Genomic DNA, 21,930 nt, shown 5'->3' with positions numbered 1-21,930 from the left:
GGGAAGTGGATATTTGAACCCAATTCCCTTTACTTGTTTTTGCTTTATCTTAATTGGTCTAGCCAAGCTACTAAATCATCAACTGACGAAAAATCTAGTAGAGCTTCTCCAAGGGCTTCTAGATTTTCAGTTGATAAACGTTGAATTCGCTCTAAAATTGATGAATCTATTTCTGAAAAACGTCTATTTAATAAACGTGAAGTATATTTAAAAGCTTCCTTCTGAACAATGTCTTGGTAAATAACAGATTCCTGCATAATATCCTCCCGTAAAAATTGACGAATTAAATCTTTTTCAAACCTTAAACCTGCAAATATCTCTGTACATCCAGCAATGTTCTGCCTTTCGTCCCTATCTGGAATTTTAGCGATGTTTTGAGCTACTTGGGATAATAAAGTTGCTGGGGAATCAGTTCGAGTTAAAGGCGCAAGAGGCAATAGCGCTGGATTATCCAGAAACAAAGCTGAATTTTGTTCCCATAACCGTATAACTCGATAACGGTGAATTGTGAACTCATCCGTGTATTCTTCAGTAAATGCAATAGGGTCACTGCTTTGTTGTAAGAAGATCACGACTTGGGTTACTGGTGTGTTATATTGCCGTTTCAATCTCACGTAATAGTCTAATACCCGCAAAGGAATCGGCGGATTAGATTTAGGGAGAGTTTGAAACTCAATGTGCAAAATCCGGCTACTTGTTTGCAAAAATGTGACATAATCTGCACGGATTGGATCTATTGAAAGTTCAGTTTTAAGTACTGTAACTTCTGTAGTTTTATCTGGTAGCAACCACTTGGCAAACTCGGCTGGATACAATTCAGCTAAGTACTTGGCAGTATTATCGTAACTCAATTTCTTTCACCCTTATTTCAATGGAGATTTAGTTCTTAGCAAGCTCAATGATTTTATTTACTTTGTCAATGGCCAGGAAATTCATCTTCATCATAATCTTCTCCTCCTTTTTGATTTAGACTAAACCAATAGTACTTTTTTACTTGTTATATTTTCTGCCTGATTCCCTCGCTGGAGTGCTACTTGTATGAACACTTACAATGCTCAGGTTAACTTTTGTTGTATTCAATATTGAGACTTAGCCAAATTTTTAAACTGTCCAAATCGTTCATCAAACAAGAGATTAACAGTCGTCTCACTACTAAACCGACTTTTCAAAACTGAGACTTCAAAAATGCCTTTTTGGGTGGTCTGTTTATCGTAATAATCTTCTCGATATAAACCCAACATCACAGCAGCTTCTTGTTCAAATCCTCCAGATTCTCGAAAATCAGCTTTGGTTGGACGCTTTTCGGAACGGGTATCAACTTCTCTTTTTAACTTTCTTGACTGGAGCCGATTTAGTCTTAAATCCTTCAGACATAAAGTTTCATTAGAGAAGTTTTCTTTCTTGAGCGCATTGCTTTCATCTCACTTCTTTTGCCCTGATGTCAAGTACATTTTCTATTTGCCCACTGACGTTTATCTTGTTTCTTTTGTCAAGTTCACACTATACTAAATTAGATAAGCTTACCTTGATTGTTAAATTTAAGATGAAATTAAATTAGCATTAATTATGAGATTTAATTTATCTAGTTGAAAAGGAAATATTTTAGATTAAATTCCCTTATTCTAGTTTTTCTTATGCTGTTTTCTCCATTCACTAGGGGGGATACTTGACGAATCTTCCCATACTCCTACCCCGAATTTCTCACCACATCTCTCAAAGCCTGTGCTTGTGCAGGGGAGCAGAGGAGATTTCAATGTGCCAAGTTATAATCCCCTCTGCCCCTTCCCTCAAGCTTGTGAGAAATCCGAGTGAAAGCGATCTCCCTTAACCTGATTTAATATTTGGGGAATACCAATAGGTGTCGTGTCACTGACTGGCGTGGTTAACACTATATTATTAATGACTATCGTTATAACAATTTATGCCGAATGCTAGATGTTAACTATGAAAATTTATTAACTGTAGTAAAAACTATGAAAATTTCCGAAATATCGACAGAAACTCTGGAAAAAATTTGTTTTTTTCGCGCCGACTTACTTAATTAAGAAGAAAATGTTTAAACCTGCACCACCCGTTATAATTTTAAAAAAGTGCATTTTGTCAATCAGCAAAAATACTCAAAAAGCTGTTAACAAAAATGATAATCGTAGCAGGGGGGTGGGGTTAGCAAAGGGTAGCTCATTCAAGAACTTTAGCGATGAAGGAACTTGCCGTTCAAACCGCCACTTGTGGCGGCGCTCAACACAGCTTGACTAACATAAACTGTTAGAGAGAATTGAATTTAATGAAGAAGGATTGAACTGAATGAATAATAGCCCCATGAACAACAACCCTGCCACCCCTCCTGCACAATGCCCCTTCCGGGGAACCCGCATTGGCGGAGCGCTCGGCTCCAAGCCGCAAGTCGATGATTGGTGGCCGAACCGACTTCAGGTCGAACTGCTTCACCAAAATTTGCCCCAAGCTAACCCACTGCGAGATTTCGATTACAAAGGAGCCTTCGCGAAGCTTGACTTTGAACAGTTGAAGAGCGATATCAAAGCACTGCTGACCGATTCAAAGGACTGGTGGCCCGCCGACTATGGGAATTATGGACCTCAAATGATTCGCATGGCGTGGCACTCAGCAGGCACCTACCGGATCGCGGATGGTCGGGGTGGAGCGAGTCAGGGTATGCAACGCTTTGCACCCATCAATTCGTGGTGGGATAATGGAAACACAGATAAATCACGACGGCTGCTCTGGCCCATCAAGCAGAAATATGGTGCGGCACTAAGCTGGGCTGATCTGATGGTTTTGACGGGTAACTGTGCGCTCGAAATCATGGGGTTTAAGACCTTCGGTTTTGGTGGCGGTCGCATAGATTCCTGGGAGGCGGATCGCTCGACATACTGGGGACCCGAATTCTGGAACGGCGATTCGGTTGACGATGTTAAGGAACACCCTGGTCATCCTGATGAGATGGTCACTCGCACGATTCGGTGGGTTGGGAAACCGAACGAGCAATACTACGACCTTGAGAACCCGCTAGCGGCTTCGCACCAAGCGCTAATTTACGTCAATCCAGAGGGTCCAAACGCTGACGGCGACCCCTATGGCTCGGCGCGAGACATTCGCGAGACGTTTGCGCGGATGGGCATGAATGACGAAGAAACTGTCGCGCTGATTGCAGGGGGTCATGCCTTTGGCAAAAGTCATGGCATGGTTTCGCCTGACAAGATTGGTCCAGCCCCGGAAGCCGCGCCGATTCAGGCGATGGGTTTGGGGTGGCAGAACCCTGAAGGCACTGGGTTTGCCGAATATACAATGACGAACGGGATCGAAGGATCGTGGACTCCAAATCCAACCCAGTGGGACAACAGTTACTTAACAAATCTTTTTAAATACGATTGGGAACAGACAAAGAGTCCAGCAGGTGCCATTCAGTGGAAGCCGAGCAATCCTGATGCGCCAAAGACACCGGATGCCCATCAACCGAGCGTTGAGCACCCGTTAATGATGATGACTTCGGACATTGCCTTGAAGGTCGATCCGGTCTATCACGAAATCTGTCAGCACTTCTTGGGTGACTTCGATTACTTCAGCGATGCGTTCGCGCGCGCTTGGTATAAGCTGATCCATCGAGACATGGGTCCGAAAACGCGCTATCTTGGTCCTGAAATCCCAGAGGAAGATCTGATCTGGCAAGATCCAATTCCGGCACTGGATCATGATGTCGTTGATGCCGCCGATATCAATTTTCTCAAGGATCGGATTTTAGCGAGTGGACTCTCTGTTTCGGCGCTCGTGTCAGCCGCTTGGGCAGCGGCATCGAGTCACCGCCATTCCGACAAGCGCGGCGGCGCAAATGGCGCGCGCGTTCGCCTCAATCCCCAGAAAGACTGGGAAATGAACCGCCCGCAGGAACTCGGCGAGGTGCTATCGACCCTTGATCGCATTCAGGCGGACTTTAACGGCGCTCAGTCGGGCAACAAAAAAATCTCGATGGCGGATCTTATCGTCCTCGGTGGTTGTGCTGCGATCGAGAAGGCTGCACAAGACGCTGGGTTTTCTGTTGCCGTGCCGTTTACTCCGGGTCGGATGGATACGACTCAGGAGCTGACAGATGTTGAAATGTTTAATTGGCTGAAGCCAATTTCGGATGGTTTCAGAAACTATCACAATGAGGCTGTTGGCTACAAGGTGAAGCCGGAGCGTATCTTCCTGGATCGAGCGCAGCTCCTCACCCTGACCGCGCCTGAATGGACGGTTCTTGTCGGCGGACTTCGCGCGCTCGATCAGAATTGGGATCATTCAAAGCATGGTAGCTTCACTGACCGTCCGGGGGTCTTGACCAATGACTTTTTCCGTGTCCTGACCAGTATGGACTACGAGTGGAAGCCTGTTGACAATCGCGAGATGCTTTTTGACATCTGCGATCGCGAAACCGGTGCAGCGAAGTTCACCGCAACCCGATGCGATCTCATCTTCGGCTCGAACGCGGAACTGCGTCAGATTGCTGAAGTCTATGGCGCTGATGACGGTCACGAGAGGATGGTCAAGGACTTCGTTGCAGCCTGGGACAAGGTGATGATGCTTGATCGCTTCGACGTTGGCGCTGAACAGACCCGCTAAACCTGCATTTATTACAAGCTTCAGGTGTTTGATAGGGCAGAGGGGCAGAGGGGATTGAACAAGGCATATTGAACTCTCCTCTGCTCCTCTGCTCCCCTGCTCCCTTGCACCTCTGCATTTCAAGCTTGTGAGAAATGCGGGTAACTGAGCATAATATTTAACTCGCTTCCACCAAGAATCACTGAGTTCTGCATCGGTGTCCATACCCCCCCAATTATTATCTCCACTTTCATTAAAGGTGGGTGTGGACGGAGCATTAATTCGGGTTGGAGTTGTTAACTTGCGTCGCCTTCTAACCTCGGCGGGACTGCATCCACCGCCATAAAAAGGTTGGTAGTGGTAAATATCTAGCTCGCCAGCCGCAAGCAGAGGCGAAAAATGCTTTTAAAAACCTCTTAGTAAAAAACTTTAGAACTTAAGTTTTTACTTGGGTTGCCACAATGGATTGATATCAAGGTTTTCAGCAGCAGATACGGCATTTCTAACCTACGTCGGTACGGTTTACACCCCTTCGATTTTTGTAAAGGCATCGTAACATTTATTTATATAAAGAAATATTTGCTTATATTAAGCAAACCCAAATAAAAGAGTAGGTAATAAAAGTGATGAATCAACCCATTGAATTATCTTTAGAACAAGAATTTAGCCTTAGAACTTTCTCTGATCAAGTGCAGCACATGTCCCATGAACAAGCTCAAGAATTTTTGCTGATGCTCTATAAGCAAATGATGATAAGGGAAACGACTTACCAAGAATTGCTCAAACATCAGTGGGAACTTGATTCCGGTTCAATCTTGGGTTAAGACAAACTTGTTCCCGTTACTTTAAGCGACTCAGAAGAGAACGAACACAAAATTGTCTTTTTCAATGGCTTGGCAATAGAGATTATTTGCTCCAAACTGGGAAAGTGTAAAATAACCGACTCACAATAACAGTTTTTAGGGAACAGTGAACTACTTTGACCTACACCACCACCAACCAATCACACACCACAGACCTACACTCGTCTGCAAACTTAACCCAAATCTGCCACTGCCCAAGGTATGCATTCCAGTAAAGCTCACATCAGCAATCGTTGGCAGGGAAGGCAACAAGGGTGTTTTTCTCAGCAATACGAGTGGCCAAGAAGTTATGTGATTTGTCACAAAATTGCTCCTCAAATCTAGCCCCTAGTTTTTTTTGCTGTCACCTCTATCTCAATCCGCATTCTCGGATCTGAAAGTCCTGCAACAATCATTGTTGCTGCTGGTCTGATATCTCCTAAATATTTACGAATTACTGGCCAGCTTTGTTCAAAGTCTTCTCGAATCGGTAAAATATAACGAACTCGCACTATATCCTGCATTACCAGTCCCGCCTCTGTCAGCGCAGCATTAATGTTTTTAAAACACTGCTCTGTTTGTTTTACAACATCATCAGATATGGTCATCGAACTGTAATCAAAACCCGTAGTACCAGAAACAAAAACCCAGTCTCCATCAACAACGGCTCTAGAATAAGCAATTTCTTGCTCGAAGATAGAACCAGAAGATATGAATTGACGACTCATTTAATTGTGGAATCTCCTTCCAAATATATCTACAATTAAACCACTATCAACCAATCACACAGTACAGACTTACACCCCGAAGCAAAGTTAACAGCAATCTGCCACTGTCCCAAATACCCATTCCAGTAAGGTTCACCATCAGCAATTCCAACAGCCGAGCCGATTGTGGAGACTAACTGGTTGTAGAACGAGCCAGCGCTGTCCAAGCCTTGCTGTATTTTCAGTTTCAGCCCTTTCCAGGCTTGTCCTTGGGGGCTGGACACTACCTCTTCTAATATTCGGGAGGTTGTGTCAATCACTGGTGTCGATAAAACTATATTATTAGTGACTGACACCAACTCACGATTTAATGCTTCATCTCGATTTAACCACTGCCCGAAAATTGAATTACGCTGATCATCAGGGGCAACAAACCGATAGACGCACTCTCGATTTTCACGCTTACCCAATCGACCAACGTAAGCCAATTTCAAATCAATCTTGGCAAGTAACTTCTGAGCGATCGCTATCGGTGTGTGTTTTTCCGAGATACTAACATTCAAGTAATTCTTGATAACGTGCCGATGCTTTACAGCCAGCACTTTAAACTCCAGCATCTTCTCGTCAGACCCCCGCAACTGCTCCCCAGGCGTGAGCAACTGCAACAGATTCAGTTCTTCTAACAACAGTACAGCAGGTAACATCTGCCCCTTGTTAAAGTCAGGTTTCCAAATAGAATTCTCCCCAGCCTCTAATTGCGCCTTAGCCCGTTTAGCATCACGAGTTGTCAGAAATTCCCGCCCCAGCGTCAAATAATAGTGCATCCGCAGTTGGGGATACCACCCATCATCATCCTTCTCAACCAAATCAGGCGTAACTTCAATTTCATAGCGACGAGACAATTCGGCCTTGCGCTGCTGATGTCGTTCAGTTTTGGTTTTTGCCCTTGTGTCTTGCAGCTTCTTGAGTTCGGCATCAGAGATGGTTGGAGAATCCGCGATCGCCTGACATTCAGCAGTATACAATTCAACAGATGCCGCTTTAACCGACTCGATTACAGCCCCGCTCTCATCATCATCAACATCGGCTGCATCAATAATGATGTAGCCATCTTCGACCAACCCCCCAAGCACCGATTCTCGATAACGCCGCATCTCAACGTTAATCACAGAACCACGCTTGCCCCAAGTTTGTAAAGATTCTGGCTGAAAATTCTGATCAACGTAGCTGTAATCGTCATTATCCGCCGCCGACAACAGCGCAATATTCGCTTGTGTTGCAACGTGTTGACTTCTCAACAAACCTCCTATAGAAGTAGAGCCATTGCCCACAACCGACATCCCCCACTCTCTGACCCAAATGTGACGGTCAACAGTTTCCCTAACCCTTGCCAACATCTGACGCACAGAGTTAACCGGCTGCACTCCCTGAAAAATTCCCCAAACAGCATCAAAGTGTCCTTCAATGTCGATGGATACCCCAGTTTCAAGACTGGGTGAGGCGATAACTAAATCATACTCGGTGAGAATTTCGTTCAGGTGAGAAATACACCCCATAGCAGCATGAGATGGATCAGCAACAGATTCACTGTCAATTCGCAGAATCCGTAGGTGTGGAAATTTGCGGCGAAAACGTTCTTCCAAAGCCTGGGTTCCCCATTTTGACTTGGCTTTCTGAGCAGAGCAACAGAGTAAATGATGTCCACCTTTAGAAATCGCTTTGTCCATTGCTACGATGAGATTTTTAGGGTTAGTGCCAGAGTAGTTGTAACAGTTTCCAGCTACGTGCCGATAATTGTTGACGATAACGAAGGGATTAACCCGATATTCTCCAGCAAGTGATAAAACATACTTTACATCTGTGTCGGAAACATCGGCACTAGACAAGTAAATCTTTCCTTGACTGCTGCCCAAAACGTTTTGTACCAGTTGTTTGAGGTTTTTGAGAACAGACACACGCCGCTTCTGCACTTCAGTACCAGAGTTAAGCAAATGCCAGAATACTTGGTCGCACTCGTCAATAATAATCACATCATTTGACCAGTCATCAGGATTGAATCGCGCCTGACTTTCTCGATGCAATGAATCCACACATACGCCATATCCCAACAATGTGCCTGTTTCATTCGTGCGAACTTCGGTAACATAGTTAACACCAAAGCGATTACACAACGCCTCACCCAGTTGGATGCGATGGGTGATTATTAATACCCGTCTCCCAAGGTCATGTGCTTTCGCCACCTCAGTTGCCAGCCATTCGGTTTTACCAGTGCCTTTGGGAGCCTTGAGGATAATCAGCTTTTCACCTTCGGGGACGAGAAGCTGTCCCAAGAATCTTTGGTTGAGAGCGATTGACGGCGGGTAATTCAGCAGGGTAAACAGCTTGATTTCCCACAATTCCAGTGCAACAGCCGTATTGTAGAGTGCGTCAAATGCCGGCTGTCCCTTAGCAACGATAAAATCATCAACCCCTTTCTCTTGACCAAAAGGTAAATCAATCACTCGCAGCGAACAGCCTTCGTTTACCAGCAGCCGACCCATGCGACTGATAGCGGTTCTGACTCGCTGGACTGTTTCAGGTTTGTTGTCTTGGTCAAAGCAAATATTAACCTGTCTCCCCTGTGTTGCAAAATGTTTCAAGTCGGGAATCAGAAAGGGTTTCCCGATGGCAGTACCGTACTCATCCTGTGGTGTGCGGTATCCAGCGTTAACGCCAGGAATTGCGATCGCAGCATAACCAGCAGTCAATAATGCCCCCGCTTTCTTGACACCTTCGACAATTGTGACTGGCACATTATGCTTCCAAACCCAGTGCCAGAAACCGCCGGGATGCTGTAGGTCTTCTTCGGTGATAGGGATGCCGCTACGATTGGAGACTTTCACCCAGATGCGATTCGGGACTAAGAGGAAGAAAGCGCGTGTCTCTTCTCTGAATGGATGCTCGTACTTGATGAACTTGTGGATCTTCTGGCGGTCGCGTCGGGGATGGTCAGGTTTGAAGCAGCCCCACATCATTAGTGCGTATTCGTTGAGCGGGTCAACGCCACTGCACCACCAGCCGCCTAGTTCGATGTGCTGGTATTTCTTTAAATCGCGATCGCGCAGTCGTCCATCGTTGCGGCGAGAGATTTTGGGACTGTAGAGCAGATATTCGTAGGGTAAAGTCCCGTGGAGCGATCGCACATTCAGAGCAATGATTTCTTCGTCAACCCCGCTACTGAGCCACTCTTGTAGGTGCTTGGCTTGAGAATCGGTCGGTAAAACTGTCATATCCCCTCCAATATTTTGACGCATGAGAATTTTGCGGTATATGGTCATACCGCTTTTAAGGTTTGTTACGCAGACACGGGTTAAAGGACTGTTGTTTTTAGTTCAGCCGTCAGATGAGAAATATCTTGTTAGTTGGAGTGATTGGCTTTAAAACAGACACAATAGTACATCTGAACTAAGCGAGAATATAATACACCATTTTGGAAAATTGGATTGAAACTCAAAATAAGCTGCCTTCTTCAGATCCTTCTCCCTGTATGCGGTCGAAAAGTCAAATTAATACGTGTACTAACCACTTTGTTGGTCTTGGGAACTTGGTGAAGATGTGTAGACTGACAGCCTGGGTGCATCACGAGTAAACTGCCATGTTCGAGCCAGAAATCCGTTGGTTTGCCGCCGATGGGTTTTATCTGGAATTTGCGACATGAACCCAGGCTTATAGATGCGATCGCAGGGTTAAATCCCATTGATGCTTCGCTATCGTTGTGCCAGCCGATACTGTCTTGTCCGCTCCTATATTGATTGCCAATGACGATGCGAAAGTTATAACCAGCAGTTGCGGTGATTCTGTCGCGTAACTTAGCCAGAGCGTCTGTCCAAGGTAGTGGTTTGAGTAGTACGCTTTTAGAGTAGAGGTAATCACAGCCTTCATCGCCATAAATGCACTCTAGGCGAGGCACAGGCATCGTTTTACCCAGCATTCTGATTGTGTTTTGCTGCCATTGCAGTCCTTGGCAATGTTGGTAGAGTTCGTCGGCTTCTTCCTTGTTCAGAAATTCTGGATAATAGTTGACTGGTAAAGTAGGAGCAGATTCGGGAAATAAAGTTAGTTGTTGCATGATTCTCCTTTGGCAATCGCCCAAACAATTTTTTCTGCTCGTTCTTGTGAAATAGCCTGTTCTGGATTTTTGTAAAACCCAACGATTTGAGATTTGGGACGCACAATAATACGCTGTGTGGTTGCACGTTTGTCCCATACCAAACATGAAATGGTTATGTTATCGGTAGCCCAACGAGTACCCCGTTTGTCTTTCCGAAAACAGAAGCGCGGCAAAACTAGTACAAGTGACGGCGGGTGCTGCTGTAAAAAATCCGCCCGATCATCACAGGGTTCGAGAAAGCTGGTTAATAGGAATGCGGCAACACCTACACGAGCTTTCTGGTAGGCATTCTTGATAATTGGTGCAGCAAATTCCGCGTATGGTGGGTTAGTGCAGATCCAGTCACAATCGGGAAACTTAGCCCATGACTCGGATAGTGTTGCATCCATTTGGTAATCAGCCGCTTTATGTGGATCAATATCGTTAGTCCAGATTCTTCCAGTGTCAGGCCATACTCTCAACAAAGACGCGATCGCTCCATGTCCCACACAAGGCTCACCAATGACACCAGATAAGGGAACATGGCGCAGTAGTTCAGTTGTGAACCATGAAGGTGATTCGTAAAAGTTCAGTGGATGCCTACCAACAGCTTCTCCTGTAGATTTAGGAGAGTACGGTTGTGGTGTCAGGAGTTGTGCAACAGTCATAAATTCTCCCCCGCTTGTTTGACAACAAGAGCGCTGATTGATTCAAAATCCACTTGAAAAATGTTCATCTCAGTCAGCATCTCGCCACTGTTATAGCGGTCTACAATATGCTGCTTAATGCCTGCTTTTGAAAGCCCATCGGGGATATTAATGTGAGCTTCACTAATAATTTTTTCGGTGACTCTAACAATTACTCTCATGTTGGTTATGCCAAATATGAAAAAGTGTTTAACGTGGCGATTGCTACTTGTTTAATAGCGATCGCTTTTATCTCCAAGGTGTAAAATTATTCCACTGAAACCAGCTTGAGCCAGCTTCCGAATAACTAGCGGTACGGTGGATTGCTTCTGGACTACCCCAGCAACAGCAAGCGTTAATAGCAAACATGGGTTTGTCCTGGAATGTTCCATCTGGTAAAAGAATCTGGTAAACCTCATCTTCTGCCCAAAGTTCTAGCCATTCCCGGCTGATGTATTCGGTGTAAAACTGACTCCATCGACATGAAAACCAGCGCGATTCTGTTTCGCGGTTGTAACGCCACAGCTTAAAAGCGAGGTTCCAATGTGCAAGAAAGTCGAGCGCCATTGGCTTGGACTGCATCAATATTTCCTTATCACCAGGAACGAGCATCAACTCCTCACACAGTCGGGGAAGCTCCACATTCAGGCCGCCATACTCAACGGTGTACCACTCGATTCCGCTAATGCCTTGGCTTACTTGTTCTGCCCAAATTGCTTGTCGTTTATCAGCCGTATCTTGCGCTCTCTTTCGGAACATATCGAAACGCAATACTGTTTCTACTGGGGATAATTCGCTTTTCGCTACGTGTTGTTGTAGTGCTAAGTCACAGGCTCCTTCCCAATCGATTACGTTGATTTGGTCGATCTGTTGTGCGAGTTCTGCTGCTCTTGGGTCATGAAATCGTGTCATTAACCTATCCTTATCTATTACTTGCTCTTTGCTTAACCAATAAGCTTTAAAACTCTTCGTACAATCCAAAAATTCTTACAGGTAATGGTTGCGTAGCCAGTAGTAAAAAAAATCAGGGAACTGATAACTGAAGACTGATGGCTACTAAACTGATACTTTTTCCTTCTTGCTAGCGAAAGCCCCCGCCTGCCTTAGTGCTGCACCAGGACTGGGATGAGCGAAGAACTCTTCTATAGCTTTGGTTAACCCAGCCGCAACAGCCGGATCATGGCAAGCGTAGACATAGATGGGCTGTTGTACACCGTTAACCAATCGCGTTTCTTGGCGATCGCCTAACTGTGGGTAAAATGTTCTCACCCATGTCCCAAGATGTCCCCGATAGTGAGTGCCACTGATAGGGACTTTCTTGCCAAGTTCGCTCTCTGCAAAGTTGACCACACCAAGCCAGCGTTCTTCTGTGGCGGTTAGCAATTTTCTGTTATGTTCAGCCAAAAGGTTGCCGGCATAGTCTTTAAATTGCTGTTCGGTGTATGGGTTGAGTCTGCCACCAGTTAACTCAGCTAAAGTTTTCATTGCCAGGACAAGAGTATGCAATCGCTGTTCAACTGGCGGGAGGGTTGGTGTGGAGGGTTGTTCTTGTGGTTGAGTAGCAGGTTTTGTCCAGCCCATAATGTCTTGCATCCAGGCACGAACACCGATCCGGTTAAAAGCTTTGCATACAAGTCTGGCTTGCTGTTTGCAGTACCGCCCAGCATCAAAAGCGTAATATTCAATAACGGCAGCAACACCCATATCAGGTATTCCCTCATTCCAGGTTTCCAGTGCCGCAGGGCTAAAGCCTTGTTGTATAAGGCTTTTAGCTAATGCAGAGGGTTGCAGTGCCGCACTTAGTAACGCACGACGAAGCGAAGAATCTTGTACATCTGCCAGCCTTGCAGTTGCCCGAATACTGGCTTTACCTTGTCCATTAGAGTCAACAGTGATTTCTTGCTTTATCTGTTCAATAATTTGGGCTACTTCGATTTGTGACATAACTTTAGTTGGGTAATAATTCTTCGTTGTTGATTAGAGAGAATTAGACATTCACGCGCACCAAACTTTTTTCACCAACTAGTGAGAAACGATTCGATATAGTCCGTGATTGAGTTAAAGTTGGCGACACCAATTCAACAAGGTAAAACCAAGAATTATTCACCAGCCCAATCCCTAAAATCAGCCGTTGCTTTGTTCCCTTATCGTGAGAACAGAGCATTACTCTTTCGCCCAGAACGAAAGCAGGTTTTTGCACGGTGAGAGTTTCTAATTCTCCCGTCCCGATGATTTGGTTTTGTGTGGCGTGGAGTATTTCATTGCGGCAATCAATTGAATAAATCCAGCACTCATGCTTCCATTGCATACCGCAGCAATAGCCAAATGTTCTTGTGGTTCTTAGGTAAACTCTTTCCAGTAAATTCACCTCAACGGGTGGAATTGTTCCACGCCAAGGTGGGGAAAGATACCAACTTGTTTGAAGTGCATTAATATGGTCAATCATGCTTTTCTTCCCAATAAATAATTAATGGCTTCGGTATCGAGAGCAGCAATACGCTTTTTAATTGATTGAGGTGGGTTATCAAAAAACTGCTTAAGATGCCATCTCCGAATTTGGTAATGTCTGGCAGAACGTTTTGTAGCTTTAAGCCATCCTCTTTTTACCCACCTTGTGACGGTTGAGAAATTCAATTGAAGAACTTGGGCAATTTCTTTACAAGAATAGTTATCAAGAGTGGGACGGGCTGAATAACCTAAGCTATTTAACTTCAGATAAATTGCAATTGGTGTGCGTTGATATCCTCGCCTTTTTAGGATTGAAGCTATTTGTTTGATTGTATAGACTTCAGCTTTCGCCTCAATGATTGCTAGTTCTTCATCAGTCCATTTTGTATACATTTGATTACCTCCTTCAATGAAGGGAATGTGTTTTAGGGAAAAGGGGAAAGGAATGAATAAATTTACCTTTAACCTTTCCCTTTAACCTTTTTCTAGGCGAAGCCCAACACTTACGCCGTGACTAACTCTGCTCTCTCCAGCAGCCGTTGCAATTTATCGCCAGTTAGCTGCTCTAACGGCTGATCTAAAAAATATTCATCAAAAATGGATTTACCATCAGTAGACACATCCACCATCGACAGCGATCGCACTGCATCATAGACCGAGTTAGAATACTGCTGCTGAACTGAATAACGCCTCTTCACCCACCAGTTACCCTCAGTGCATCCGACTTGCCCCAGTTTCAGGCCGTTGTTGTTGTAAATGCCATCATCGAGAATTTCAAACCCGTAATTCTGGCACTCGTTGAAGATATGCGCCATGATTTGGTTTTCGGTAGTGCAGGGTGTTGCAAGTTGTTCCTGCACAGGTAATGAGCCGTCTTTGTAGTGAGTGCAGATGAAGCGATCGCAACGCATTAGAGTGTTGGCACGAAATACTTCTTTCTCGTTGACCATGACTACCCAGCGTTGGGTTAGGTGGTTGTCGTCATGGCTGATGCTGGCTATCAGTTGATTACCAGCGTAATATTCGTGATGGTCAAATGAGATTTCGACTATTGTGAGGGGTTCGGGAGCTACGGCTTGGGGACGATATAATAAAACTGCACATAACTTCAAGTCACTTTTGGGAAGTTGTGTCACCATCATCAATCCCATCCACCCGTTATGTGGTCAGTCTGTTGTAATACAGCAAATTCGTAAAGTAGGGATTGAGACTAAAGTAACTGTAGAAAGTCCTTTGGGAGGATTTTTGTCTCTACCAGCAACGGAAACCGACCTATGGACACAGCAAGCTTTCACAGTCCAAACAGTCGGGAAGTTTTTACCTGAGAAATTACTGCGATTAAGCGAATGGGTAGCTCGGCGATCGCAAATTATAACGTCCGAATCTTCTTGTGTTCTTGATGATATTGAAGTCGAACACAAGAAAAAAAATGAGGAAAAAGCATCTACTAGCAACCGCTCAAGCCAAAAACGAAGAAAGGCTAAGTCGCCTCATAAAGCTAACAGCACGGTTAGTGGACAAAATACTCTCCACTCAACAGACAGAGAAAGCGATAACTAGGAGTAAACCAGATGAATAATAAAATTAGTTCAACCCATCTGGAACGCCGTGCTGTTGTGTATTTAAGACAGTCAACACCCACTCAGGTAGAATTTAACCGTGAAAGTACGGAAAGACAATATGCCCTAGCTGACCGTGCATTAACCTTGGGTTGGGACAAGAGTCAAATTGAAGTATTGGATAGTGACCTTGGTAAAAGTGGTCAAACGACAACAGGACGCGAAGATTTTCATCGACTAATGGCTGCTGTTGGTTTGGGGGAGGTGGGGGCTGTTTTGGCTCTGGAAGCTTCAAGATTTTCTCGTTCCCAAGCAGATTGGCATAAACTTTTAGATATCTGTGCCCTTACAGACACCTTGGTAATTGACCACGATGGGATTTACGACCCAAATGATTTTAATGACCGAGTGATACTGGGGTTTAAGGGAACTTGGAGCCACACGGAACTACATGGTATGCGCTTACGGTTACAAGGAGCCAAACTCAATAAAGCTAAAAAAGGAGAACTGCGCTGTTCTCCACCTACTGGCTATGTCTACGACCCAGAAGGTAAATTGGTGCTAGACCCAGATGAAGGTGTAGTTGCCGCAATACAGTTAGCCTTTCAAAAGTTCCGCGAACTTAGAACAGCATTTAAGGTGATGCGCTACTTTTGTGTAAACCAAATTCCTTTCCCAAGAAGACGTTGGCGACCTGGGGATATTGGTACACTTCATTGGGGGCCAGCCAACCTTAGCCGTATAACTGCCCTACTGCATAACCCGACTTACACAGGAACATACGTGTATGGTAGACGACGCAGTTTTAATGTAATTGAGGCTGGGCAAATAAAGAAGGTTAAAATCCAGCAACTACCTCAAGAAGAGTGGAAAGTAATCATCCACAACGCTCACGAGGCTTATATTAGTTGGCCAGAATATTCATCTAATTGTGAGCGACTCAGACGCAATTGCCCAATTTCTTTATCAGATGGATGTCCAGGTACACCTAGAGAGGGCTTTGCTCTCCTCCAAGGTTTAGTAATTTGTGGTAAATGCGGTCGTCGTATGAGTCCTCGCTACCACGGCACTGGTGGTTGTAGAGCAGCTTACGAATGTACCCAAGCTCGTAAACAAGATGGTAGCGTTGGTGCTTGCTGGAGCGTTGCAGGAGCAGCAATTGATACAGCCGTTTCCGCTCATGTGCTGTCAGCTTTTACGGACGAGGAACTAGATATTTCCCTTGCTGTTCTATCTGAACTTGAAAATATTGCAGATGAGGCAGATAAAACATGGCAACTGCGACTGGAAAGGGCACGTTACGAAGCTGACAGAGCTTTTCGACAATATGATGCAACCGAGCCAGAAAATCGTTTAGTAGCCCGTACACTAGAAAGGCGATGGAATGAAAAATTACAACAGTTAGCAGAGTTAGAAGAGGCATACCAAAAAGCACGTCTTGTACAACGCCTGGAATTAACAGCAGTGCAACGGCAACAAATTTTACAGTTAGCCAACGATATTCCCACACTTTGGCACGCCAGTACTACTACGAATCTTGAGCGTAAAGAAATACTAGGGTTGTTAGTAAAACAAGTTGCTATCACCCCAATTGATGCTCCAGAACGCTCTACTCGTATCCAAATACTCTGGCATACAGGAGCTACAAGTGAGTTGATTGCAACACGCCCAACAAATGCAGACAAATACCGAACACCCAACGAAGTTATTCAACTTATTGAAGAATTAGCCCCGGGTCGAACTGATACGAAAATTGCTGATGAACTGAATCGCCGAGGTTTGGTGGGTGGTACTGGGCGTGCTTTTACGAAAAAAGGTGTCGCCTGGATTCGTTGGAAGTTTGGTATTGATAAGCCTTTAAGTGACCCAAGTGTTGCGAAATCTGGGGTCAGCCCGGAAGGTTACTATTCCACCAGTGCCCTTGCTAAAAAACTGGGTGTTGGAATTCATACTGTCTATTACTGGCGAGACAAAGGAATTATTCAGGCATTCCAAGAAACTCCTAGAAGTCCTTGGTGGTATATAGTCACACCCGAAGTTTTAAAAACTTTACGTGAAAAAATCCGCCGCGTACCAGTTAAATCTGAATAATACCAGTTTGATAGTGAGCCGAAAACAATAGTTTGAATATCGTTAACCCCTTTGAGTAATTTTGTACTCAAGGGGTTTTACTGTCTTCGGGTGAGGGTTTTTCAATAAATTTTTCACCATTAAAATGCCAAGCAATTCCATCTGGATCATGAAGAGAAGCCCATTGCCCAAAATTGGGAGCATTTTTCTTATGACGAAGGGTGCTAGGAGAAACATTTAGTCTTCTTGCTAAAGCTGCACCAGTCAGGTGAGATCGGACTTCCAGAGAATTTTTACTTTCGGATTTCTTTAGTGAGCTATCAGGTAAGCCAGTAAGTCGCTCACTATTATCAGATGATACTTTGGGATGATTCTTTTCTTTGAGTAGTGGTAGACCATCAAGTGAGTCATGAAATGGCTCACCAATGACGGTCTCTAGTAAGTCATTTGATGCTGGCTCACTTAGTAGCTCATTATAGGGAGGCGTGTTCTCCTCAATTAGTATTGAATTTAAGATAGATTCAGCAGTTGGTGTTACCAATAGTGACTCATTTGATAACTCACTGTCGGCAGATACGGTTTCAATAGTAGATGACTTCGATAATTCAGTATCAACATCTGCCCCAGTTATTGGTAGCTCACTTCTAGATGTACTCCCGGACGTAACTACAGATTCGTTTGTCAAGTCAAGGATTCTGTTAGGTGATTCATTTGGTGGCTCACTTAATGCCTCGTAGTTATCAGGTTGATGCAGATATCCGTTGGATAGGTCTTCACCAGATGCTTGACAAGTATACTGACTCATTGCCTGCTTGAGTACTGCTACATCAGAAAGCAGACTACTCACCTTCACCTCTAAATCCTCAATTCGCTTTGGCGTACTTGATAGCTCACTTGGTAGCACATTGGGTAGGCTACCGCATAGGTAAATCTCCAGAATTGCCACAATAGCGGCAGAATCTGACTTTAATCCTTGAGAGCGCTTAAATTCAACCAACAGTTCATAGACTTTGGGTGGTGGGTAGGCTGCTATACGGGGATTTTTTGTTGCCATTGTTGCTAGACTTTAACACTTGATACAACTCTAGCCTACCTTATTAGTAGCTCACTCATAGCTCACTAACCACTACTTTTTTCACCTTAGCAAAGCTCTTTCCTTGGCGAGGCTCACTCACTTGTGAGAAAATCTGTACCCAATTGCAGCGCATTGAGTGGAGAATAATCATAGAAAGGAAAATATCCCTAAACTTCATTGAATCAAGGTGCAATATGAATACACCGTCGGTATCTTAAGCATTCTGGTTGTCCCGTCCTTCTTAGGGATGGGGATTCCCCGTAAGCCTTGATGTTTCCAATTTCCACTATTCATTTTCAGTAGTTCTTCAAGGTTGAAGCGTTCTTCAAATGAGAGGGATTTTTTGCCATCAATACCAGCCGTCTTTTTACCAGCATAAAGCTTAGATACTTGTCTTATTGCAAGAAATCGAGCCGAGGTAGATTTAAGAATAAGCTTTTGGAGTGACCTAGCTTTCCGCTTGTCTCCAACTTGAACCGCTTTAAATACGCGCTTTTGAAGGCGGAAAAGATTTCGGCGGAATTTCTTCCACGGTAGGGCTTTCCAAGATTCACTAGTTTTATAACTGTGTCTAATCATTTTCTCTTCTAGAGTTTGTATTTTCTGAACACCTCAGACCAATTACGGTCTGTCCTACCCGACTTGTGAGGATTCCGCTTCTCGTCTAGCCTACCTGGGGTTTGACTGCCCCAAGACTTCAAGTGTGCCAGACTTGATGCTAATTCACCCAATTGCTGTGGTTGGGTTAGATGTAAAAAACTAGCTTCAATCGCACTCCAGTTGGGCATCAAAATCCTCCTAGCAACTGCTGGATAAAAAATAATTTTGCGTTGAAGCATCGATTGAAAGAGTTAGTGGTATATTAGTACAAAAGAACTATCAAACCAGGTTCAACAGCTTCAAACTGCAATAGTTATTAATATTTTGTACTTCCAAATTGAGGAATGCTATGGCAGATTCTAATTCCCTGTTTTCTTTGTATGAAGAATTAGTACAAGATCATTCCAGCCAATTCGATCCACAAATTGCTTCTTTGCAAGAGTTGGTCATTATACGAATGCAAGCAATTCGTGACGCAGAACAGAGCTTAGTAAAAGCACAAGCAATAGAACTCAAACGAATTACTGATGCTATGGCACATGATGCTCGTTGCTTGTTGTCAACACCAGGACTAAGAACATTTGTGCAAGAGTTAAAACAGACTAAAAGTAATAATTGGTACACGCGCCAATCTGAATTTAGTATTGCAGAAGATCCAACTACTTGGTTATTGGCGATGCTCAAACTACCGATAGGTTTGAGCAACTACCAAACTCACGAAGACCTGAATGGTTATGATGACGAACGTAACTTTATCGGGTATAGCTATACTCTGTCTCTAAAATTAGGTTCAGTTGAGCATTCGCTCAATGAAATACCATTAAAACGCATATATAACGTCAACGAGTCTAGTGAAACTTCTATAAAAGGGCAAATTGAGGACTACATTTATGGTGACGTAAAATATTTACTTAGAGATATGGAATATCTAGAAGAACAAAAACAGCAATTAGCGGCTGAAATCAGCACATTAGTAGGTTACTCCCTCAAAATATTCGCACTTAAACCTAGAAGAGCTATTTTTAATTATTCAACCATAGAGGAAGACTGATGCAATTGTATTTGAGCTTGTCAGCCTATGGTGGAGTTTCAACCCGTGAAGCATTAACAATATTTTGGAATGCAGGAATCCGGTATGTTGAGCTAGCAATTGGGCCTCGACCTGATACTGATTCAGCGCAAGCAGTAGAGGATTTTAGACAACAGGGAATGGTCTATCGAGCGCATCATGCTTTTGTTTGCAGCGCACGCCACTATCCTTTCAATCTAGCTCAACCTCAAGATTGGAAATATTTTGAACGATTGGCAGATTATCTAGCTAGTATAGGTGTTACCGCTTATTCAGTACATGGAGGAAACTTTTGTAAAACCACTGAACGCGTTTTAGCATACACAACATTTGTAGAAAATATTCATCGTCTTCATCGGGTTTGTCTAACGCGAGGTATTGTTTTGGGTGTAGAAACAATGTATCCTACACTCACAAATAGCACTGTTGAGAACCTTTTGGATAATGCTTCAGAACTTGCTCAATTTTGCCAAGATGTTCCCCAGGTCAAGATAGTTGTGGACTTGGCCCATCTCAACATTTGGCGTGACAAAACCGAAATACTGTTGAATAAATGGTTGGGACTTCCACCAGAGAAACTTTTAGAAATTCACATTTCAGACAATGATGGACGGCAAGATATACATTCGCGGATTACGGCCAATACTTGGTGGTTATCTCAGATTACTAATTTTCCAAAGGGAATTCCCTTGGTGTTAGAGAGCCGATTAAATCGATTGCCTGTTTCAGTAGTGCAGGAAGAGTACGACCGGATCGCTGCTTTAACTTTCCGATAGTTAACTGATAATAGTTTGTAACAAACCACTTATATTCTGTGATTGCCAAGGCCAAAGCCCTAGTAACCGAAATCTTTTAAGTGCTGCTTGATATGACTGCTTACTATTATATCCTTCCTCAATATACTGGTTATTGTAATAACCGTAAACTATCAAGCTTGCATCAATTGCTTTCAAAAATGGTTCGGGTGCAGTTACAGAATTTAAACTTTTAAAAGACTCACTAATATATCTATGTATATAGTCGATAAAATTATTAATTTCTTGGCGTGTAAACTCTGATTCAAATACTTCATTCTGGATTGGAGGTATGTCTGATTCATCTTCAAATACTTTATATATTCGATAATATATCCAGCCTTTAGCATCAAAAATATGCAATAAATAGAAAAAATTCCCTATTGTTTTATTAATAGTTAGTAATAATGGGAAGCTAAAAGAGCCTTTGCAACTATCAAATGAATCACTGCTATTTCCAAAAAGCCAAGTTAACGTGATAAACGACTGTGCTAGGTTCAAATTGTCTTGGCTTTTATTTTCAGACAAGTAAATATTCTTGAAGAATGAATCTTCATCTTTAATAAAAAAACTATTTTTTTGAAGCTTTCTATATTCATAGTCATCTAATCTCCACAATTCATATTTAATTGCTTCTAATTCAAACTCGAATTTGATTCGCTCTTTAATTTGTCTAACTACTTGCTTCATGTGTTTTGAATCAATTTAGTAGGAATTATATAGTATTAATGTACTATTGTACCGTTTAAATTTATTTTTTCCGACAGAACTCATGAAAATCCCCGTTAATGACACTCGCCACTGCTCTAGGCAATCGTTCATTTCATAAAAGATGGTAGTATTTGAGAATATTTATCGTGGCGTTTAAGATGGCAATAGAAATGTATCCATCATCCTTTCGTTGCGATTGTGGACATGAATCGTATTTCTTTGAAAATACGATTAGGGATTAATCTGCTGCCACCATGAATCAGTGGGGTTTTCCTGTCCGCCCATATCCTCATTACTGGGGAGTGATGTTGTGTCAGTAATTGGTGTTGGTACATTTATATTACTACTGACTGACACCAACTCCCGACTTAACCACTGCTTGAAAATACAATCGCGCCCATCGTTAGGAGTAACAAATTTATAAACACACTCCCGCTTCCCCCTTGGCCCCAACCGCCCAATGTATGACAGCCGCAGATCAATCTTGTCCAGCAATTTCTGAGCGATCGCAATGGAAGTCAGTTTTTCCGAAATAGTCACGTTCAAGTAATTCTTGATCAAGAACCGATGCTGTAGTGCAGGAATTCTCATTATGAGAATTGCTGGATGACATCGGGCAGCGATCTTTGCCGAGTAACCAGTGCGAT

22 protein-coding genes and 2 pseudogenes are annotated in these 21,930 nt (G+C 43.6%); 6 read left to right on the top strand and 18 right to left on the bottom strand.

What is annotated here, in order from left to right:
* Positions 1–44: 44 nt before the first annotated feature.
* The gene (locus HWQ37_RS27505) at positions 45–851 is read right to left on the bottom strand and encodes a DUF4351 domain-containing protein (RefSeq protein WP_292753598.1); all 807 of its coding nucleotides are present in this window, start codon (positions 849–851) and stop codon (positions 45–47) included.
* A gap of 225 nt (positions 852–1,076) precedes the next feature.
* Positions 1,077–1,370, bottom strand: coding sequence for a DnaB-like helicase C-terminal domain-containing protein (locus tag HWQ37_RS34745; protein ID WP_363318196.1), 294 nt, complete (start codon positions 1,368–1,370; stop codon positions 1,077–1,079).
* 934 nt (positions 1,371–2,304) lie between these two features.
* Between HWQ37_RS34745 and katG the strand changes: the two genes are divergently transcribed.
* Together katG and HWQ37_RS27495 are read left to right on the top strand one after the other, a co-directional pair.
* Entirely contained in the window at positions 2,305–4,614 is a 2,310-nt protein-coding gene (gene katG, locus HWQ37_RS27500) for a catalase/peroxidase HPI (protein ID WP_292753597.1), read from the top strand.
* Positions 4,615–5,219: 605 nt separating this feature from the next.
* Positions 5,220–5,417 (top strand): NblA/ycf18 family protein, encoded by a 198-nt coding sequence (locus tag HWQ37_RS27495; RefSeq protein ID WP_094332533.1) that lies wholly within the window; start codon positions 5,220–5,222, stop codon positions 5,415–5,417.
* 150 nt (positions 5,418–5,567) lie between these two features.
* On the opposite strand, the gene HWQ37_RS27490 is transcribed toward HWQ37_RS27495, so the two are convergent.
* From HWQ37_RS27490 to HWQ37_RS27440, 11 genes are all read right to left on the bottom strand, one after another.
* On the bottom strand, positions 5,568–5,759 hold the full coding sequence (locus tag HWQ37_RS27490; protein ID WP_292753596.1) for a hypothetical protein: 192 nt from the start codon (positions 5,757–5,759) through the stop codon (positions 5,568–5,570).
* A gap of 17 nt (positions 5,760–5,776) precedes the next feature.
* Positions 5,777–6,163, bottom strand: coding sequence for a RidA family protein (locus tag HWQ37_RS27485; protein WP_190964916.1), 387 nt, complete (start codon positions 6,161–6,163; stop codon positions 5,777–5,779).
* A 35-nt stretch (positions 6,164–6,198) separates the two neighbouring features.
* On the bottom strand, positions 6,199–9,411 hold the full coding sequence (locus HWQ37_RS27480) for a plasmid replication protein, CyRepA1 family (RefSeq protein WP_292753609.1): 3,213 nt from the start codon (positions 9,409–9,411) through the stop codon (positions 6,199–6,201).
* A gap of 239 nt (positions 9,412–9,650) precedes the next feature.
* Positions 9,651–10,250, bottom strand: a complete 600-nt coding sequence (locus tag HWQ37_RS27475; RefSeq protein WP_292753593.1) for an alpha-ketoglutarate-dependent dioxygenase AlkB family protein — start codon at positions 10,248–10,250, stop codon at positions 9,651–9,653.
* Entirely contained in the window at positions 10,238–10,939 is a 702-nt protein-coding gene (locus HWQ37_RS27470; RefSeq protein WP_292753591.1) for a hypothetical protein, read from the bottom strand. Before HWQ37_RS27470 ends, HWQ37_RS27475 begins: the two co-directional genes overlap by 13 nt.
* Positions 10,936–11,139, bottom strand: coding sequence for a hypothetical protein (locus HWQ37_RS27465; protein ID WP_292753589.1), 204 nt, complete (start codon positions 11,137–11,139; stop codon positions 10,936–10,938). Before HWQ37_RS27465 ends, HWQ37_RS27470 begins: the two co-directional genes overlap by 4 nt.
* A gap of 67 nt (positions 11,140–11,206) precedes the next feature.
* Positions 11,207–11,869, bottom strand: a complete 663-nt coding sequence (locus tag HWQ37_RS27460) for a hypothetical protein (RefSeq protein WP_292753587.1) — start codon at positions 11,867–11,869, stop codon at positions 11,207–11,209.
* Between the two features lie 144 nt (positions 11,870–12,013).
* The gene (locus HWQ37_RS27455) at positions 12,014–12,901 is read right to left on the bottom strand and encodes a hypothetical protein (RefSeq protein ID WP_292753586.1); all 888 of its coding nucleotides are present in this window, start codon (positions 12,899–12,901) and stop codon (positions 12,014–12,016) included.
* Positions 12,902–12,944: 43 nt separating this feature from the next.
* Positions 12,945–13,403, bottom strand: a complete 459-nt coding sequence (locus tag HWQ37_RS27450) for a DUF1392 domain-containing protein (protein ID WP_179075854.1) — start codon at positions 13,401–13,403, stop codon at positions 12,945–12,947.
* Positions 13,400–13,798 (bottom strand): helix-turn-helix domain-containing protein, encoded by a 399-nt coding sequence (locus tag HWQ37_RS27445; RefSeq protein ID WP_292753583.1) that lies wholly within the window; start codon positions 13,796–13,798, stop codon positions 13,400–13,402. Before HWQ37_RS27445 ends, HWQ37_RS27450 begins: the two co-directional genes overlap by 4 nt.
* Positions 13,799–13,908: 110 nt before the next feature.
* Positions 13,909–14,547: a hypothetical protein gene (locus HWQ37_RS27440; RefSeq protein ID WP_292753581.1), complete on the bottom strand. Its 639-nt coding sequence runs from the start codon at positions 14,545–14,547 to the stop codon at positions 13,909–13,911.
* On the opposite strand from HWQ37_RS27440, the gene HWQ37_RS27435 reads away from it, so the two are divergent.
* A complete protein-coding gene (locus tag HWQ37_RS27435; RefSeq protein WP_292753579.1) occupies positions 14,525–14,965 on the top strand; it encodes a hypothetical protein in 441 nt (146 codons plus the stop codon). The genes HWQ37_RS27440 and HWQ37_RS27435 overlap by 23 nt on opposite strands.
* Before the next feature lie 11 nt (positions 14,966–14,976).
* On the top strand, positions 14,977–17,055 hold the full coding sequence (locus tag HWQ37_RS27430) for a recombinase family protein (protein ID WP_292753578.1): 2,079 nt from the start codon (positions 14,977–14,979) through the stop codon (positions 17,053–17,055).
* A gap of 67 nt (positions 17,056–17,122) precedes the next feature.
* On the opposite strand, the gene HWQ37_RS27425 is transcribed toward HWQ37_RS27430, so the two are convergent.
* The 3 genes and pseudogenes from HWQ37_RS27425 to HWQ37_RS27415 all read right to left on the bottom strand — a co-directional run bounded on the left by HWQ37_RS27425 (position 17,123) and on the right by HWQ37_RS27415 (position 18,948).
* Entirely contained in the window at positions 17,123–18,088 is a 966-nt protein-coding gene (locus HWQ37_RS27425) for a hypothetical protein (protein WP_292753576.1), read from the bottom strand.
* 222 nt (positions 18,089–18,310) lie between these two features.
* Positions 18,311–18,688, bottom strand: a pseudogene (locus tag HWQ37_RS27420) (reverse transcriptase N-terminal domain-containing protein); the annotation flags it as partial.
* A gap of 8 nt (positions 18,689–18,696) precedes the next feature.
* The gene (locus HWQ37_RS27415; RefSeq protein ID WP_292753575.1) at positions 18,697–18,948 is read right to left on the bottom strand and encodes a hypothetical protein; all 252 of its coding nucleotides are present in this window, start codon (positions 18,946–18,948) and stop codon (positions 18,697–18,699) included.
* A gap of 110 nt (positions 18,949–19,058) precedes the next feature.
* Here HWQ37_RS27415 and HWQ37_RS27410 point away from each other — a divergent pair, with 110 nt between their 5' ends.
* Both HWQ37_RS27410 and HWQ37_RS27405 read left to right on the top strand, forming a co-directional pair.
* Entirely contained in the window at positions 19,059–19,760 is a 702-nt protein-coding gene (locus tag HWQ37_RS27410) for a hypothetical protein (RefSeq protein ID WP_292753573.1), read from the top strand.
* A complete protein-coding gene (locus HWQ37_RS27405) occupies positions 19,760–20,554 on the top strand; it encodes a TIM barrel protein (RefSeq protein ID WP_292753571.1) in 795 nt (264 codons plus the stop codon). Before HWQ37_RS27410 ends, HWQ37_RS27405 begins: the two co-directional genes overlap by 1 nt.
* Here the strand turns inward: HWQ37_RS27405 and HWQ37_RS27400 are convergent, their stop codons facing one another.
* Together HWQ37_RS27400 and HWQ37_RS27395 are read right to left on the bottom strand one after the other, a co-directional pair.
* Positions 20,555–21,262, bottom strand: a complete 708-nt coding sequence (locus HWQ37_RS27400; protein ID WP_292753569.1) for a hypothetical protein — start codon at positions 21,260–21,262, stop codon at positions 20,555–20,557.
* 252 nt (positions 21,263–21,514) lie between these two features.
* Positions 21,515–21,930 (bottom strand): annotated as a pseudogene (locus tag HWQ37_RS27395) (hypothetical protein); the annotation flags it as partial.

The sequence above is a fragment of the Nostoc sp. NMS4 genome (assembly GCF_017115095.1).
Classification (GTDB): Bacteria; Cyanobacteriota; Cyanobacteriia; order Cyanobacteriales; family Nostocaceae; genus Nostoc.
Note: the sequence above shows the minus strand (reverse complement) of the source record. Positions and strands in the feature narration are given on the sequence as shown.

What these genes read in the sequence shown, in the direction of transcription:
- katG (WP_292753597.1), top strand. Translation starts at nt 2,305, where the DNA reads ATGAATAATAGCCCCATGAACAACAACCCTGCCACCCCTCCTGCACAA.
- HWQ37_RS27495 (WP_094332533.1), top strand. Translation starts at nt 5,220, where the DNA reads ATGAATCAACCCATTGAATTATCTTTAGAACAAGAATTTAGCCTTAGA.
- HWQ37_RS27485 (WP_190964916.1), bottom strand. Translation starts at nt 6,163, where the DNA reads ATGAGTCGTCAATTCATATCTTCTGGTTCTATCTTCGAGCAAGAAATT.
- HWQ37_RS27480 (WP_292753609.1), bottom strand. Translation starts at nt 9,411, where the DNA reads ATGACAGTTTTACCGACCGATTCTCAAGCCAAGCACCTACAAGAGTGG.
- HWQ37_RS27475 (WP_292753593.1), bottom strand. Translation starts at nt 10,250, where the DNA reads ATGCAACAACTAACTTTATTTCCCGAATCTGCTCCTACTTTACCAGTC.
- HWQ37_RS27470 (WP_292753591.1), bottom strand. Translation starts at nt 10,939, where the DNA reads ATGACTGTTGCACAACTCCTGACACCACAACCGTACTCTCCTAAATCT.
- HWQ37_RS27465 (WP_292753589.1), bottom strand. Translation starts at nt 11,139, where the DNA reads ATGAGAGTAATTGTTAGAGTCACCGAAAAAATTATTAGTGAAGCTCAC.
- HWQ37_RS27460 (WP_292753587.1), bottom strand. Translation starts at nt 11,869, where the DNA reads ATGACACGATTTCATGACCCAAGAGCAGCAGAACTCGCACAACAGATC.
- HWQ37_RS27455 (WP_292753586.1), bottom strand. Translation starts at nt 12,901, where the DNA reads ATGTCACAAATCGAAGTAGCCCAAATTATTGAACAGATAAAGCAAGAA.
- HWQ37_RS27450 (WP_179075854.1), bottom strand. Translation starts at nt 13,403, where the DNA reads ATGATTGACCATATTAATGCACTTCAAACAAGTTGGTATCTTTCCCCA.
- HWQ37_RS27445 (WP_292753583.1), bottom strand. Translation starts at nt 13,798, where the DNA reads ATGTATACAAAATGGACTGATGAAGAACTAGCAATCATTGAGGCGAAA.
- HWQ37_RS27440 (WP_292753581.1), bottom strand. Translation starts at nt 14,547, where the DNA reads ATGATGGTGACACAACTTCCCAAAAGTGACTTGAAGTTATGTGCAGTT.
- HWQ37_RS27430 (WP_292753578.1), top strand. Translation starts at nt 14,977, where the DNA reads ATGAATAATAAAATTAGTTCAACCCATCTGGAACGCCGTGCTGTTGTG.
- HWQ37_RS27425 (WP_292753576.1), bottom strand. Translation starts at nt 18,088, where the DNA reads ATGGCAACAAAAAATCCCCGTATAGCAGCCTACCCACCACCCAAAGTC.
- HWQ37_RS27415 (WP_292753575.1), bottom strand. Translation starts at nt 18,948, where the DNA reads ATGCTTCAACGCAAAATTATTTTTTATCCAGCAGTTGCTAGGAGGATT.
- HWQ37_RS27410 (WP_292753573.1), top strand. Translation starts at nt 19,059, where the DNA reads ATGGCAGATTCTAATTCCCTGTTTTCTTTGTATGAAGAATTAGTACAA.
- HWQ37_RS27405 (WP_292753571.1), top strand. Translation starts at nt 19,760, where the DNA reads ATGCAATTGTATTTGAGCTTGTCAGCCTATGGTGGAGTTTCAACCCGT.
- HWQ37_RS27400 (WP_292753569.1), bottom strand. Translation starts at nt 21,262, where the DNA reads ATGAAGCAAGTAGTTAGACAAATTAAAGAGCGAATCAAATTCGAGTTT.